Here is a 13569-nt window from a genome sequence, read left to right on the forward strand (position 1 = left end):
GATCATCAATGCAAAGTCACTCGCCTCGCTGCGTGACACATCTCCGTCACGCGTCGTTTTGCGACCAGCAGGAATATAGGATAAATCTACAAAATCCAGCCGTTTTGGATCTGCTTATAGGAAATATCCTAGATCAAATTAGGCGGATTACCTGGTGCATCTCACATGACACCCGCAAGATGCGGCGGTTTTATGCGGGAACAACCCGAATTACGTACTGCTCACGCATATGCCACGTTTAAATGGACAGACGAATGACCAAAAGATTCATTCAATACGCCGCGCGCGTGTCAACCGCCATCAATACACGAGAAGGCGCGTAAATTCACGGGATGCAGATCGTCACTCGGATGACGTGGAGATTCTTGAGAGCGCTGTAAGTGCCCCAGGGACGGTCCCGGTGCTATCGCAAGACTTCAGGCGCCAAAGGCTTTTGCAAACATGCCGAGCGCGACGGCAGCCATGAGCATTGAGAAAAGCTGCTGCAGTTTCGATGCAGCAAGACGCGGTGCGAGAGCACGTCCGAGCAGCATGCCGACGATGGCGCCTGCCACGAACATCCATCCCTGGGCACCTGGGTGCATGCCGTTCCACCACGCGTTGGCGACGGTTCCCGCAGAAATCAGTGCGATGACGAAAAGCGATGTCGCCACGACGCCGTGCACCGTGATATCGGTGAAGCGCCGCAACGCGGGGACGATCACGAATCCGCCGCCCACACCCAACAGCCCGGACGCGAACCCCGACACCGCACCGATCGTGCCAAGCGTGCCTGCGACTCGCCGCGTCCAGTGCAACCTCCCCGTCGCGGGATTCAGGCGACACGGCGGCAACGGCGGACAGTTGCCCGATTCTCCGTTGCCGGCAGCCCTACCTGCCCCCCCACCGCGCGACGCACGATACATACGTGCGGCAACGATGAGCATGGCGACAGCGAAGAGCCCCACAAGCCAACGCTCGGGCAACCGGTGCGCCATCCATGTGCCGAGCGGTGCAACACATACGCCGACGCCGGCCATCAGCATCGCGGCACGGTAGCGCACGAGTCCGGCACGCAAGCCATGAGCACTGCCGACGGCAGCGCTTGCGCCTACAGCGAGCAAGGCGACCGGTCCAGCTTGCGGCACCCCCCATCCAAGGCCGAAGACGAGTGCGGGCACAGCGAAAATCCCGCCACCCGCGCCTGTCAATCCCAATACGAGACCGACCGCTGCGCCCAGCAAAGCGGCCATCGGCGAAGCACTCGAGAGTTCGGCAAACATGGGCAGGAATCCGGCAGAAAGTGACTTGTCATCCAAATCACTATTAGTCATATGCTTATGACGCTGGATTATATAGAAATTACAAATAACAGAGAAGCCCCGCCCGGCGGGGCCATCGGGCGCAAAGGCGAGCGTTGGGCAGCGCGACAAAGCAACGAGGCCGGCACCAGAGTGCCGGGCAACAGGGAGCGACGCCAGAACAATGCCGCCGCCAATGAAATTATCGGGGAACGGGGGGAATCAGCGACTTTTCGCCGGCTTCGCACCCGGAACGTCTGGTGCGCCGCCAGCATAGAGTTCGGCAAGAATATCGCCCGTATGCGCCCCCGGCGCTGGCGGGTCCACGTGCGTGACCGGACTTTGGCCATTGAGCCGGACGGGAGAGACAATCGTGTGTGTCGCCAGACCGCCAGGCAGCACCATTGGCCGCACCCAGCCCATATGGGCCACCTGCGGGTCGGCAAGCACACGGGAATAGGTGCTGATCGCCGTACACGGCACGCCGACGGCGACTAGCCGGGCAAGCCAGACCCCGCGATCTTCGAGCACGAACACCGCCTCAAGCACATCGCGCAGCGCAGCCTGATGCCGGGCTCGCTCGCGAGCGTTAGTAAATCTCGGATCGTCGAGCAAATCGACGCGATGCACCAGCGCACAGATGGCACGCCAATGGGCCTGCCCGTCCAGATCCATGCCGAAATAGCTGTCTCTGGCCCGGAACGTCGGCCACGGTGCTACGGATCCGCCGAAGCGCGCCCCATCGTCGCCTGACGCAAGTGGCGACAACATGCCATGCCCTGCGGCCTGCGCCGGACCGTGCCGGGAAAGTCCGTCCGTCAGCCTCGGCTCCGTATCCGGCTCCGTATCCATCGCCAAACCCGCCGCAGGCACCAAACCGGCCCGGTGCGCAGCCTGAGCGCCTTCGTCTCCCGCACGCAGTGCGGCAATGGCGAGTGTTGCGCCGAGCATCGGCACGTCGATATGCACCCCGCGGCCCTGCCGCTTGGCAGCGACCAGCGCTGCCGACACGGAAAACGCCGCGTAGAGCCCCGCAGCCAGATCGGCCACAGGCAAGTCGCGTGGCGGCTCGAGACCACTCGGCGCAACGCCCAGCATGCCCCGCAAGGCTTCAAGTGCCGGCACACCAGGCTGCGCCGAAGCGCGCGGCCCGTCCTGACCGAATGCAGAGATCGATACGTAGACCAGATGGGGCTGCACGTCCGCCAACGCGTCGTATCCCAGCCCCGCGCGCGCGAGCATGCCTGATGGCAGACATTCGATGACGACGTCCGCCCCGCGCACCAGCGTATGGGCGAGGCTACGGCCTTCAAGGGTGAGCAAATCGAGTGCAACGGAGCGCTTATTGCGCCGCAAGCCCAACCGCGCCGGCTCTCCCGGCGTGCTGGCGCTATCGTTGACGATGTCGTCGACAGGGTCGTCGACCAGAATGACGTCCGCGCCCATGTCAGCCAGCAACAAGCCGCAATAGGCACCTGCCGCGCCACGACAGAATTCAATGACGCGGATCCCCGAGAGTGGTGCGTTCAATGTCTGACCCCTAATGTGCCTGGCATTTGTTGTAATTCTTCAAGCTTTGGCAACCGTCTGGCGCGGTATTGGGGCATTCTAGAGCAATCATTCGACGCCGGTCACTGCGAAAAATGGCAGTTCGGCCCGCCCCCCCGTTGCCACCGGACAACAGGCCTTCGGACGGCGCCCTCAGGACATGCACCCGATAGAGAAACTGGGCTTCAGCGCGATGAAACGTCTTCCCACAGACCTTACATCGCGCTGTACGTCATAACCAGCCGGCCTTGCGGAATTTCAGGAACAGCAGCGAATCGATGAGGATCATCACCGCAACGCACACCGGGTAGCCATATTGGAATTTCAGCTCGGGGATATCGGCAAAGTTCATGCCGTAGATCCCGGCGATCATCGTTGGCACGGCGAAGAGTGCGGCGAACGACCCGAGCCGCTTGGTCGTCTCGTTCTCCGAGAGCGAGATCATCCCCAGATTGACCGACAGCGCGGTCGTGACCATTTCGCGCAACAAATCGATGTTCTTCGTAATGCGCTGAAGGTGGTCGAACACATCGCGGAAGTACTCCTGCATGCCACCGCACAGCTTGGGGGCCATCGCACCGAACAGCTTGCTCACGGCCTCCATCAGCGGCACGCAAGCGTGCTGTAGTGTGATGAGCCGGCGCTTGAGCTGATAGAGATCCTCGATGATCGCCCGTCCCTTCGAGGGTTCGTTCGGCTTGAAGATTTGCGCTTCGATCGATTCGAGTTGTGCTTCGAGGTCGTCGAGCACAGGGAAGTAGCTGTCGACGATGGCGTCCATGAGCGCATAGAGCACGAAGATCGGGCCCTGACGCAACAGCAGCGGCTCCCTTTCTGCACGCGCCCGCACGATACCAAGCCCTTGCGTGGCGTTCGAGCGCACCGACAGCACGTAATTGTGCCCCGCGAAAATCGCCACTTCGCCGATCGAGAAATCGCCTTCGGCGTCCTTGTTCAGCACATGCAACACGGCGAAAAGCGAGTCGCCGTACTGCTCGATTTTCGGACGCTGGTGGCCGTGCTGCGCATCTTCGACGGCGAGATCGTGCAGGCCGAATTCATGCTGCATCTGCGCGAGTTCGCCTGGACCGGGGTCCTTGAGCGCCACCCAGACGAAGCAACGGGGGCGTTCGAGATAATCCGAGATTTCATCGGGGTTCAGGTCGGCAATCTTGCGGCCATCCTCATAGGCCACGCAATTCACTAGCATTCGTCTTCCTGTTCGAGGCGGCCGCCCTGCCCTCGGGCGCGAGCACGAGGGTCGGGACGTGCCGGCCAAGTACCGTCACCCCCTGCGCGCCTCCTGCGCCTGCGCCGTCTGTTGCAGCGGCAGCCGGATATGAAGAACGCCCGCCTCCATTTCCTTGTCTTCGACAAATCCGAGATGACGAGCGAGTGTCAGCATACGCGCATTTGCCGTGAGCACATAGCCGATGAGTTCCCCGGTTCCGCGCTTGCGGCTGTAGTCGATGATGTGTTCCATGAGCGCCCGTCCGAGACCGCGCCCCTGCGCTGCCGGGCTGACCGTCACCGAAAATTCGGCCAGCGTATTGTCGGGATCTGCCAGCGCCTGCACCACGCCGAGCAGGCGCGTATTGCCCGCTTCGTCCTTTTCCGTGGCGACGAACGTCATCGCGCGGTCATAGTCGATCTGCGTGACGCGCGCCATCTGCGAATGTGACAGGTCCTTGATCAGACCGAAATAGCGGAACTGCACGTCCTGCGGCGTGAGGGTGTGGAAGAACGCGTTGTACGCAGGTTCGTCCTCCGGCCGGATCGGACGCACGCGTACCGGCTTGCCCCCGGCATCGACCGTGCTTTCGAGTTCCTGCGGATACGGGCGGATCGCCAGACGCCCATGCCCCGGCAATGCGGGTGCCCGCGCCACGATGCGGGCGTCGAGCGCGAGTACCCCTTGGGCGTCGGCGAACAATGGATTGATGTCCAGTTCGGCGATCTCGGGCACGTCGCACACGAGTTGCGAGAGTTTGACGAGCGTGAGGTAGATCGCCTCGTGATCGGCAGCCGGCCGGTTGCGATAGCCCGCGAGCAACTTCGACACGCGCGCACGCGCCACCATATCGCGCGCAAGGTTCAGGTTCAGCGGCGGCAGACCGATGGTGCGATCGGCGATGACTTCGACGGCGGTCCCGCCCTGACCGAACAACAGTATCGGGCCGAACACGCTATCGGTCGCCACACCCACGATCAACTCGAACGCCTCGGCCCCATTGGCCATGCGCTGCACCGAATAACCGGTCACGCGCGCATCCGGTCTCGCTGCCAGTGCGCGTTTGTGAATCTGGCACGCCGCCTCGCGCGCCTGCTCGGCCGTTTCAATATTGAGCACCACGCCGCCGACGTCCGACTTATGCGTGATGTCCGGTGAAATCAGTTTGACGGCGACCGGGAAGCCTATGCCTTGCGCCAACTCCCCCGCCTGCTCCGGCGTTTGCGCGACGAGCGTCTCGACCACCGGAATGCCATACGCCGCCAGCACGCCCTTTGCCTCGGGCTCGGAGAGCAACGCCCTCCCCTCGCGCATCGCACTCTCGATGATGGCGCGCACACGCGCCACGTCAGGCGCAAAACCCGGCGGAATAGACGGCGGCGTTTCCATCAGCAGCGACTGGTTGCGACGATAGTTGACGGCCTCGAGAAACGCCCGCGCGGCATTCTCCGGCGTGTCGTACGTCGGTAGCCCAGCCTCCCGGCAGATGCGGCGTGCGCGCTCGGCCGTCTCGCCGCCCAGCCAGCAGGTGAATACGTTCTTCGACGGCTTGGGCAGCGCGGCAAGGGCGTTCGCCACGTCCAGGCTCGGCATGACCGCCGTGGGAGCCTGAATGAACAGCACGGCCGCCGTCTCAGGGTCTTCGCACAACGCCGCCAGCGTGGCCGTGTAACGTTCGAGATCCGCATCGCCACCGATGTCCACCGGGTTGACGCGGCCGAGCGTCTTGGGCAACACGGCATCGAGGGCGTCTCGCGTGTGCTCGCTCAGATGGGCGAGCTTGCCGCCATCGAGCACGAGCGCGTCGGTCGCCATCACCCCGGCACCGCCGCCGTTGGTCATGATCGACAGCTTGTCGCCGAAGAACGGGCGTAGCCGTGCGAGCGTCTCGACCGCGGCAAACAACTCATCCGTCGTATCCACGCGCAACATGCCAGCACGACGAATTGCCGCGTCATAGACGTCGTCCGAACCGGCCAGCGCCCCCGTGTGCGAGGCCGCCGCCTGCGCCCCCTCAGGCACACGCCCGGACTTGATGACGACCACGGGCTTGTTGCGCGCCGCCGAGCGTGCGGCGGACATGAATTTACGCGCGTCGCGAATCGATTCCATGTACATCAGGATGGCGTCCGTGCCGGGATCGCTCGCCAGATAGTCGAGCATGTCGCCGAAGTCCACGTCCGCACTGTCGCCCAGAGAAACGAAATGCGAGAAGCCGATCTCACGGGCGTCGGCCCAGTCGAGCACGGCCGTGGTGAGTGCGCCCGATTGTGATACGAACGCGAGCTTGCCCGCGCGCGCGCCCATGTGCGCGAAGCTGGCATTCAATCCGATACAGGGACTCAGCAGTCCGATACAATTCGGGCCGAGAATCCGAAGCACGTAAGGCTTGGCATTCTTGAGCATGCGCTCCTGCAACGTCACGCCCTGACGATCGCGCTCACGCGCGAGCCCGGAGGTCAGCACCACCACGGCGCGCGTGCCACGCTCGCCGAGTTCGCTGATGAGATCGGGCACCGTCGCCGGTGGCGTGCAGATCACGGCAAGATCGGGGGCTTGCGGTAGCGAGGCGATGTCGCGATAGCAGCGGAGATTCGCGAGCGTCGAGTATTTCGGATTGACCGGATAAATATCGCCCTTGAAGCCCCCGTCGATGACGTTTTGCAGCACAGTCGTACCCACGCGTCGCTCGCGATTGGACGCGCCGATCACGGCGACCGATTTCGGCAGAAACATCTGGCTCAGATTACGGGTGGTCATGGCGACTCCGGCAGGGGCGAGAGGAAGGCGCGCAAACGCGCGCACCGGACATGGCAGGCGCGCGCGTTCATTGTCGCCAGGTGGATCGTACTAGCGGCAAGGCGAGCGGGCACCCGGACGGGCGCCCGCAGATATCTCGATCATTCGCCTCGCAGGTGGGCTTCGACCTTCCAAAGATACAGGTCGACGCCGCGCGAGATTTCCGTGAAGAGATCCGACGTGGTCGGGTCCTCGACCTTGGCCGATGCGTCGATCAGGCCACGAATGATTTCGCCGTACGCCGCGAGTGCCGAGGCGAGTGCGGCGACGTGGTCGAGACCGCGTTTGAACTCATTCTCATAGGGGGCCAGCTCGGTCTTCTTGGCCACGGTCTGCACGCGACCGTCGGCCACACCGCCCAGCGCCACGAGACGTTCTGCACAAAGATCGGTCCACTCGATGGCGGCGTCGTAGACCTCGTCGAACAACAGGTGCAGCGCGATGAAGCTCGGGCCATGGACGTTCCAGTGCGCCTGCTTGGCCTGACGTTGAACGTCGATGCCGTTGACCAATCCGCGATTGAGCAGGTTGACCGATTCGATGCGGATCTTCTCACCGAGGGTGTTACGCGTATGGTTCAGAGCCATTTGATACTCCTGACGTCTGGCAACCCGCAGGCTGCCGGGGAAAAGCCGTCGGCACCGGGCGTGACACACGCCCGCGCGGACGAAGGGAAACGAGCAAGACTCGGCACCGCGGCCAGACTACGACCGCAGATGTCCCGAGGGTGCCTGCGATGCGCCGTGCGTGACGCCCCGCAACTTGAAACCTGCCACCACAAGCAAGACGCCCCAGATGATGGCCCACGACCCGATGGCCCAGATGAGCGCGAGCGCCCCCGCGCCCGGTTGCCACATGATGAAGATGGCAAACAGGATGCTGAACACACCGGAGAGAATGACCCACAGTTCGCCCTCAACCTCGCGACGCAACGCGATGCCGGCGGCCACCTGCAACACGCCGGTAACAAAACTCCAGGCCACGATATAGATAAGCAACGCAACGGCGGTCAACGCCGGGTTGAGATAAGTGAGGACACCGATGACGATGCCCGCAATGCCTTGCAACAGCGGGAGCCACCAGTCGGCATGCTCCTTGCGCGCACCCCATGCGCCACCGAGCGAGAAAATACCGTCGACGAATGAAAACGCACCGAAACACAGCACTAGCACCGCAATCGTCACGCCGGGCAGCGCAAACGCCGCGATGCCGAAAATCACGGCCAGCACGCCGCGCAACACCAGCAACCACCAGTATTTCGACAGAAGTCTGAGCATGACATCCCTCTCGTGAAATATCCGCAGGTAGCGAACACGCGCGACGACCGTCCTATCACACGAATGGCGTGACTGGCGCTCGGTGCGCTTCTGGAAGCCATTCTAGAGACTGCATTGTTGCGAGATCAAGTGAAATATGTGCGATTGCTTGTGCCATCGACACGCACTTTGATTGACATCACACCGCTTCGCGTTTCTCCTGCCGTTCTCATCGAAATCTGCGCCAGGTTGACCGTCCGGGACTACACCACTCGGTCGCATGCGACGTGCGACGTCCGGCATTACCGCCGCCAATTCACGTCATCATGCGCACTGCGTGATCACAAAGCATGCGCTTTGCGCGTATGTCAGCGACACTCGACGGGCGGCACCCCGGCAAATCAATAGGAAGATTCCGAAAGCCATGCACCCTCAGGCATTTCGGCCAAACGCCTTCATAAACTACGTAAAAAACGTCTTCAGATGGCGCGTGCATCGCCGTCGTTTACGTAGTTCTCGCATCGTACCACCCTAACCTCAAGTAGGACTCCAAAGGAGAACGACAATGAACCGTTCGCTGCGCCTTCTGGCCTTTTCCTGGATTGTCTACGGACTCAGTCAAACCGCACCGGCGCGCGCCGCCGTCTATTCGAATGGGTCGGCAACGGCGCAAATGCGGGTGCAGTTGACGATCCTTCCCGGCTGCACCATTGCCACCACGCCCATGACCTTCAACGCGGTGCAAGGGTCGGCGACCGGCCCGGTGGCGAGCACATCGTCGCTCACGGTGATTTGCACGGCGTCGACGGGCTACAACATCGGCCTGAACGCCGGCACGGTACCCAGTTCGACGGAGACGAACCGCCTGCTCGCCGGCACGCTCACCGGCAATACCACCACGATTCCGTTTGGCCTCTTTCAAGACTCCGGCTACGGCACGCCGTGGGGCAACACGCAGGGCACGAATACCCTGAACGACTCGGGCACGGGGACGCTGAAGACGTATACCGTCTACGGACAGGCCACGCTGTCGGCCACCATGCCCGCGCCGGACGTCTATTCGTCGACGGTCACGGCGACCGTGTACTTCTAAGACGCGGGATCGAACATGACCCCTTCGAGACCTGTCGTACGCCGTCCCACGGCCTACGCCTGCGGCGGCGCATTCGTCGCCCTGCTCGCCTTCTGCGCGACCGACGGTAACGGTGCGACGCTGCAAGTCTCGCCGGTCATCGTCAATATCCTGCCCACGCAGCCGGCCACCACACTCACACTGGGCAACTCCGGCGATCTGCCGATTCACGGCCAGTTGCGCCTGTACGCGTGGACGCAACGCAATGGCGATAACGTCCTGACGCCCACCGAGGCGCTGATTGCCAGCCCGCCGATCGTGCGCATCGAGCCCGGTGAGCGGCAGATCGTCCGGCTCGTGCATGTGGCGCAAAAACCCGAACATCACGAGCAGAGCTACCGGCTGCTGGTTGACGAACTGCCGTCAGCCGACGCTGCCGTTACCGATGGCGTCTCGATCCGTCTGCGGTATTCGCTGCCGGTCTTCGTGCAAGCCCGCGACGCGCAGGCACCCTCGTTGCATTTCGACGTGCGCATGGCACAGGGCGAGGTGGAGGTGCGCAACGACGGCGAGCGCCATGCGCAGCTCGGCGCGACGCGTGTGCTGGATACCTCCGGGCGTAGCGTCGAATTGGCCCGAGGCTTGCTTGGCTATGTCCTCGCCGGGCAAACGCGGCGCTTCCCCCTGCGCTGGCCCGCCGGCACCCGGCCCATCGCCCCCTTTACGGTGGAGTCGCGCGTCGACGCGGTACCGATGCGCTTTGCCGCTGGCCCGGCGTCGGATGACGAGCGCTAGCCGTGCCCGCGTACGCCGTGCTCCCGATGTCGCCCCCGCTCGCCGCGCCCGGCCCTCTGCGCTGCCGGGGCAGGCAAAGGCAGCGTCGATTACCGTGGCCACGGCGATCGCTACCACGATGACATGCGCCGTCGCTTCGCTGGGCAAGACAGGCGACGTGCACGCAGCGTCTCCCGCCGTGACCTCAGGCGACGGCAGCTCTCTGAGGCAAGACGTCGCAGGCACCGCACTGTTCGACGACGCCATGCGCTCGGCCGCCGCCACGCTCACGTCGCCCCGCCCCGGCGGCGTCTCCCGGCTCGACGGGCGCTATGTCCTTGAAGTGATTGTGAACGGCGAGTCGACGGACCAACTGGTGCCCGTCGAGCGCAGACAGGGTCGATGGTTCGTGCGCGCAGGCGATCTGCGTGCGCTCGGGTTGATACCCGGCCGCCTGCCGAAGACCGGCGGCACGGAAGTCGCCCTCGATGCGCTCGACGGCATCGACACAGCCTACGACGCCATGCATCAGACGCTCTCGCTGCAAGTGAGCGATGCGTGGCTCGCACCGTATCGACTCGGCAGTCCGCCTCCCGCCATCTTGAGCGCGACGTCCGGTACAGGTGTGCTCATCAACTACGACGGCTATGTGCAGCGCGACCGGTTCACGCGGGCGTCTGTCTGGAGCGAAGTCCGTGGCTTCTGGCCAGGGGGCACGGTGCGCCAGACTGGCCTCGTCGAGCATGCCCCGTGGCGGCGCGGATACCGTCGCTACGACACCTGGTGGCAACACGACGATCCGGCCCGTCTGACAAGCTGGACGGCGGGCGACCTGATCACCGGCTCCCTTTCCTGGACACGCTCCCTGCGCATCGCCGGTCTGCAATGGCGGCGCAATTTCAGCCTGCGTCCCGATCTCGTCACGTTTCCCGTTCCCGCGTTGCGCGGCAGCGCCGTTGTCCCGTCGTCGGTCGATCTGTACCTCGACGGCGTGCGACGCATGGGTGGCCGCGTGCCACCGGGGCCGTTCGTGATTCAGGAGACGCCGGGGCTCACCGGCGACTTGCAGGCGAGCGTTGTGACACGCGATGCGCTCGGGCGCGAGCAGGTCACCACCGTTACCCTCTATATCGACCCCCGGCTGCTCGCACGCGGACTGTCGAGTTTCTCCGTGGAAGCCGGCTTTCCGCGCGACGATTACGGCGTGCGCTCGTTCTCCTATCGCCGCGACCCCGTCGCGTCGATTGCCGCACGCTACGGCGCGACCGATACCTTGACAGTGGAAACGCAGGCGCAGGCCGGACGGCGGCTCGCCCTGGGCGGTGCCGGTGTCCTGATGGCGCTCGGCCGCGCAGGTGTCGTCAGCGCGTCGGCGGCCGTGTCGGGTGGCCGAGGCACAGGCAGTCAGTGGAGTGCCGGCTATCAATACCTGTCACGACGCCTCGGCATCGACGCCCAAATCATCCGGACGGCAGGACGTTACCGGGATATCGCATCGCTCGACGGCGTCCCCGCCCCTCATGCCAGCGATCGTGTAAGCGTTTCCGTACCGTTCGCGCGCAGCAGCACCGCCTCGCTCGCCTGGTTCGCCCAACGCACGCCTCGCCAGCCGGCGACCCGCGTATTGTCGGCGAGTCTGTCATTGCCTGCTGGCACACGCGGCATGCTCTCCATCGGCGGCTTTCGCGACTTCGCCCGCCGCCGCGCTCATGGCGTATTTGCCATGCTCAGCGTCTTGCTTGGCGGCGGCACGCTAGGGAACACATCGTTCAATCAGCAGGACGGACAGACCCAAGCGTGGGTGGGGGCCACCCGTACCCCGGACTACAGCGGCGGCTGGGGCTGGCAAGTTCTCGGGGGGCATGCCTTCTCGCAGCGCACCGTGCAAGGCGAATTACAGTATCTCGGGCGCCACGGTCAGATCTCGGCGCTCGCTCAACAAGTCGGACACCAGACAGGCGCCTCGCTCGGCATGACCGGCGCGGTCGTCGTCATGGACAACAGCGTGCATGCCCTGCGGCGCACTTACGACGCCTTCGCCCTGGTGAGTGCCGATGGCCAGGCCGACGTGCCGGTACTCCGCGAATCGGTGCCCATCGGCCTCACGGATTCGCGCGGCTACTTCCTTGTGCCGGATCTGAATGGTTTCGAAACGACGCGGATCGACATCGACCCCATGCATCTGCCGGCCGATCTGGAAGTCGCTACGACCGAGCGGCGCATCGCGCCCCAAGCCGGCAGCGGCGTACTCGTGCATTTCCCCGTGCGGCGCTACCAGGCGGCACTGGTCACGCTCGTGGATACCGCAGGCAGGCCGTTGCGTCCGGGCACTTCGGTGCAGCACATGCAAAGCGGTGTCGTGACTGTGGTTGGCTACGACGGGGAAGTCTTTATCGACGCCCTCGGACCGCGCAATACCCTCGAATCTCGTGACGCACACCAGCGGTGCCGGGTTTCGTTCGACTGGACCGCGCCACCCGAGGGCCGGATTGGCCGCGTGGGGCCGCTGGAGTGCGTAGCTTTCGGGACGCTCGCCGACGAGCGTCCCGCGCAGCCCCCGCCGGATGAGCCCGCTTCACCCACGCCTTCGGCACAGGAGGATCACTCATGACATGGGCGACGTGGATTTTACGGATCTCGCAGCGCTGCGCAGCGGCTACCGGCCTCGTGCTCCTGAGTGTGGGTGCGCAAGCGCAGACCTGTACGCTCGGCACGCCGACGCTCGCGTTCGCGGCGTTCAGTCCGATCTCCGGTGCCGCCATTTCGGCAACCGGCACGGTCCCCGTCTCATGTACGTGGCCGGTGCTTGGCGGCGATCCCAACGTCAAACTCTGTCTCGCGCTCAATGCGAGTCAGCCGCTCACGCTCACCAACGCAGGCAATGCTATCAATTTCGGACTTTTCACCGATCCATCGTTCTCGAACACGTGGGGAAGCGCCACCGGCAACGCCATCTCCCTGACCATGGCTCGCCCGCTCCTCGGCGGCACGTTGACGCAGAACGTCAATGTCTACGGAAGGATTGCAGCGGCACAAACGACCGTGCCGACGTCCGGCAGCAGCAACACTGTCTATACGCACGCTTTCGCACCGGGGGACATGAGTCTGCAATATGCGTCGTACGCCGCCCTCTCGCCCGCCCCCGCTTGCGGCAGTGCCATGACTGCGGTGCCGGGCACGCCGTTCAACGCGAACGTGACGGTCATCAACAATTGCACCATCGCCGCCGCCAACATCACCTTCGCGACGCAATCGGCGCTGACCAGCCCCGTCACCGGCACCGGCCAGCTCACGGTGCAATGCACGAACAACGACGCGTATCGCGTCAGCCTGTCCGGCGGGCTGCTGGGCACCGTCACGTCACGCAGCATGACCGGCCCGACGGGCGGCAGCGTCAGCTACCAACTCTATCTGGACGGCGGCTACGCCACCATCTGGGGGGACGGCACCTCGGGCACATCACAACTGACCGGCGTGGGCAATGGGCTGGTGCAGTTCATCCCGATTTACGCGCGCGTGCCGTCGCAATCGACACCGGCTGCCGGCGTCTACACAGACACCGTGACGGCAACGCTTCAGTTCTGACGACGCGGCAAGCGCCGGAAGGGT

The 13569-nt window shown here is 64.1% G+C and carries 10 protein-coding genes; 4 read left to right on the plus strand and 6 right to left on the minus strand.

Features of this window, described 5'->3' with window-relative positions:
* Positions 1-416: 416 nt before the first annotated feature.
* The 6 genes from PCO31110_RS06885 to PCO31110_RS06910 form a co-directional block, all read right to left on the minus strand.
* Positions 417-1262 (minus strand): sulfite exporter TauE/SafE family protein, encoded by an 846-nt coding sequence (locus PCO31110_RS06885; RefSeq protein ID WP_010808016.1) that lies wholly within the window; start codon positions 1260-1262, stop codon positions 417-419.
* Positions 1263-1502: 240 nt separating this feature from the next.
* A complete protein-coding gene (locus tag PCO31110_RS06890) occupies positions 1503-2810 on the minus strand; it encodes a CaiB/BaiF CoA transferase family protein (RefSeq protein WP_150689986.1) in 1308 nt (435 codons plus the stop codon).
* Positions 2811-3060: 250 nt separating this feature from the next.
* A complete protein-coding gene (gene corA, locus PCO31110_RS06895) occupies positions 3061-4038 on the minus strand; it encodes a magnesium/cobalt transporter CorA (RefSeq protein WP_010808018.1) in 978 nt (325 codons plus the stop codon).
* Between the two features lie 75 nt (positions 4039-4113).
* Complete coding sequence (locus PCO31110_RS06900; protein ID WP_150689987.1) at positions 4114-6819, minus strand: bifunctional acetate--CoA ligase family protein/GNAT family N-acetyltransferase; 2706 nt, start codon at positions 6817-6819, stop codon at positions 4114-4116.
* A gap of 140 nt (positions 6820-6959) precedes the next feature.
* A complete protein-coding gene (gene dps, locus PCO31110_RS06905) occupies positions 6960-7445 on the minus strand; it encodes a DNA starvation/stationary phase protection protein Dps (RefSeq protein ID WP_010808020.1) in 486 nt (161 codons plus the stop codon).
* A gap of 117 nt (positions 7446-7562) precedes the next feature.
* Positions 7563-8135 (minus strand): HdeD family acid-resistance protein, encoded by a 573-nt coding sequence (locus PCO31110_RS06910; protein ID WP_150689988.1) that lies wholly within the window; start codon positions 8133-8135, stop codon positions 7563-7565.
* 544 nt (positions 8136-8679) lie between these two features.
* On the opposite strand from PCO31110_RS06910, the gene PCO31110_RS06915 reads away from it, so the two are divergent.
* The 4 genes from PCO31110_RS06915 to PCO31110_RS06930 are packed head-to-tail and all read left to right on the plus strand — an operon-like array spanning position 8680 to position 13545.
* The gene (locus PCO31110_RS06915; protein WP_150689989.1) at positions 8680-9207 is read left to right on the plus strand and encodes a Csu type fimbrial protein; all 528 of its coding nucleotides are present in this window, start codon (positions 8680-8682) and stop codon (positions 9205-9207) included.
* 15 nt (positions 9208-9222) lie between these two features.
* Entirely contained in the window at positions 9223-9981 is a 759-nt protein-coding gene (locus PCO31110_RS06920) for a fimbrial biogenesis chaperone (protein ID WP_150689990.1), read from the plus strand.
* A complete protein-coding gene (locus PCO31110_RS06925; protein WP_174979392.1) occupies positions 9968-12571 on the plus strand; it encodes a fimbria/pilus outer membrane usher protein in 2604 nt (867 codons plus the stop codon). Before PCO31110_RS06920 ends, PCO31110_RS06925 begins: the two co-directional genes overlap by 14 nt.
* Entirely contained in the window at positions 12568-13545 is a 978-nt protein-coding gene (locus tag PCO31110_RS06930) for a Csu type fimbrial protein (RefSeq protein ID WP_150689992.1), read from the plus strand. The genes PCO31110_RS06925 and PCO31110_RS06930 overlap by 4 nt, the downstream gene beginning before the upstream one ends.
* Positions 13546-13569: the final 24 nt, after the last annotated feature.

Source organism: Pandoraea communis (assembly GCF_902459745.1).
GTDB classification, from domain to species: Bacteria; Pseudomonadota; Gammaproteobacteria; order Burkholderiales; family Burkholderiaceae; genus Pandoraea; species Pandoraea communis.